Here is a 2,926-nt window from a genome sequence, read left to right on the forward strand (position 1 = left end):
GTTTGGCGACAACCAGTTTACCAGCACCCTGTCTGTCAACTTCCACTTTCCCAGGATCCCGCGAAGAACCTTTTTTTATCCCGTGACGACCCCGGCAAAGGGATTGTTCATGGATCTGGTTGGAGTAACATTCACTACCAGACCTTGCCATCACGGAGCCAGCATGGCTGACCTGCCCCCCAAGAAAGAGAGTTCCATCCTGAGCAGCCAGGAGCAGACCCTGCGCCTGGCCCGCAGCCGCGGCATCGATGGCATGCTCACCCGCAACAGCGACAGCACCTTCGAGCAGCGCGCCACTTTCCGCCAGCTGGCGGAGCAGGCCACCCACCAGCGCAATCTGGAATCCATCATGGTGATGGCCGCGCGCCACTGCGAAGAGACCGCCGCCGGCGGCGAGATAGACAGCGACTGGCTCACCCGCTTCCTGCAACTGGCCGAAGACATCAGCATGACCCCCATGCAGCAGTTGTGGGGCCGCATCTTCGCCCTGGAAGTGGCGACCCCGGGCCGCTTCTCCATCCGTGCCCTCAACACCCTCAAGGAGATGACCCAGCGCGAAGCCCAGCTGTTCCAGCGCATCTGCGCCCTCTCCTGCCACTACGAGGGCAGCGACGAGCAGCGTCTGCTGCTGGGCATGCACAAGGGGGCCAGCCTGCTCAGTCGCGCCAAGGTCACCCGAATGGGGCTCGGCAAATACCGGGTGCCCTACAGCGCCCTGCTGCTGTTGTGCGATCTCGGGCTGCTGCACCGTGGCGAGCTCGAATCCGGTCCCCTGCCCGCCGACGGGGTCGAGCTGGCCTTTGGCAACCAGCGCTGGCGTCTGCGCCAACGCCAGAGCAACCTCACCCTGCTCTATTACCGGCTCACCCCTGTAGGCAACGAGCTTGCCCTGCTGCTGGACGAGCCCCCCCTGGAGGAGTACCTGCAGGATCTGAAGACCCTGCTCTCCACCCACCTGCAGATAGAGACCCAGATGCCGGCCCCGGTCAGCGAGCCGGATCTGCCCGCCTGAGGCTGGCGGAGGCCCCGGCCCCGCCTTGCCAAATTGCGAAACCCGCCCCGCCATTGCCAAAACGGCTCCCAAAAAGCGAATCCTGACGGCAGGGGCGGACGCGAGCCCGGGCCATGTTCCCCCCTCTGCGGGTTTTGAGCGCAAAAGAGACATATAGAGCGCAATTTAAGCGTTTTTGGGCACTCTGGTGTACGAATTGCAACCAGACTCTCTTTCCCCTGTCAGGCAGGAAGTACCATGAGAGTCAATCAACCCGTTACCCAGCGTGAGCGCCTCTACCCGTCGCACCAGAACCTGATTTCCACCACGGATCTGGAGAGCCGCATCACCTATGCCAACGACGAGTTCTGCCAGATAGCCGGCTTCACCCTGGAGGAGCTGCAAGGGGCGCCCCACAACCTGGTCCGCCACCCCGACATGCCGCCCCAGGCGTTTGCCGACATGTGGCGCCATCTGCGGGAAGGCAAAAGCTGGATGGGCCCGGTCAAGAACCGCTGCAAGAACGGGGATCACTACTGGGTCAACGCCTTCGTCACCCCCATTCAGGACGCAAGCGGCAAGGTGGTGGAGTACCAGTCGGTGCGCACGGCGCCGGACGACGCGGTCAAACAGCGTGCGGAGCGGGTCTATGACGAGATGCGCCGCGGCAAGACCCCCCGGGCCCTGCGCCTGCCCACCTGCTGCCACACCCTGGGGATCCACCTCTGCCTGATGGCGCTGCTGGCCAGTCTGGTCACCCTCGGCTATCAGCACGGCCCGGGCTGGCCTCTGCTCATCGGTGCCCTGCCACTGGTAGTTGCGCTCGTCATCTGCCAGACCCTCTCCCGGCGCCTCGCCCGGCTGGAGACCCTGGCCCGCCACCGTTTCGACAACCCCTTGATGCAACTGCTGTATACCGGCCGGGTCGATCGTCTGGCTGCCGTCGAGCTCGCCATGAAGATGAATCAGGCCGAGTTCAATGCGGTGCTGGCCCGCACCCAGCAGACTTGCCAGCAGATCGTGCAGGCGGCGCAGACGGATCTGAACAATGCCGAGTCCATCACCGGCAACCTGCAGCAACAGCAGGCCCAGACCAACCAGGTCGCGACCGCCATCACCGAGATGACGGCGTCCATTCGCGAAGTCTCCCACAGCTCGAGCGCCTCCTCGGACAGCCTGGACAACACCGCCGTGCTGTTTCGGGAGGGCAATCGCAGCGTGCTCGATACCGTGGCGGCGGTGGAAGGGGTTCACGGCGAGCTGCTCACCTCCCGCGCCGTGATAGAGGCGCTGGCCAGCCAATGCCGCGCCATCGACGGCATCCTGGACGTCATCAACAACATCGCCAACCAGACCAACCTGCTGGCCCTCAATGCGGCCATCGAGGCGGCCCGGGCGGGCGAGTCCGGTCGCGGCTTCTCGGTGGTGGCGGACGAAATCCGCACCCTGGCCATCAAGACCCAATCCTCCACCGGCGAGATCCAGCAGATGATAAGCCTCTTGCAGGCCAGCGCCGACGATGCCCAGCAGGCCATGGCGCAAGGGGAACAGCTCTCCGCCAGTTGCCGCCTCAAGGCCGCCGCCACTGGCGATATCCTGCAACAGATAAGCGAACGCCTGTTGCAGGTGACCGCAGGCAGCAACCAGATAGCCCAGGCAATGCAGGAGCAGTCCCTGGTCACCCAGGACATCCACCACAGCGTGCTGGACATCAAGCGTCTGGCCGACGACTCCAGCCAGGGCAGCCGCCACGCCGTGCAGGGCATCATTGCCCTCGTGAAGCAGCTCGGGGATCTGGAGCGGCTGGTACGCCAGTTCCAGCAGCATCCCGCCACCCGGCCAACCAGCACCGCCCTGATGCATATTCCGGCCGATCATGAACACCAATTCCGATTCAACGTGAACACCATTTCCGGACCAATGTGAACGCTCATT

The 2,926-nt window shown here is 64.1% G+C and carries 2 protein-coding genes; both read left to right on the plus strand.

Going from position 1 to position 2,926, the window contains the following annotated elements:
• Positions 1 to 163: 163 nt before the first annotated feature.
• Positions 164 to 1,012, plus strand: coding sequence for a TIGR03899 family protein (locus PG896_RS20665; protein WP_270836168.1), 849 nt, complete (start codon positions 164 to 166; stop codon positions 1,010 to 1,012).
• Positions 1,013 to 1,249: 237 nt separating this feature from the next.
• Positions 1,250 to 2,917 carry a methyl-accepting chemotaxis protein gene (locus PG896_RS20670; RefSeq protein ID WP_234917637.1) on the plus strand — a complete coding sequence of 556 codons (1,668 nt, stop codon included), beginning with the start codon at positions 1,250 to 1,252 and terminating at the stop codon, positions 2,915 to 2,917.
• Positions 2,918 to 2,926: the final 9 nt, after the last annotated feature.

This window comes from Aeromonas sp. QDB30 (assembly GCF_027707645.1).
In the GTDB taxonomy this organism is placed as follows: Bacteria; Pseudomonadota; Gammaproteobacteria; order Enterobacterales; family Aeromonadaceae; genus Aeromonas; species Aeromonas caviae.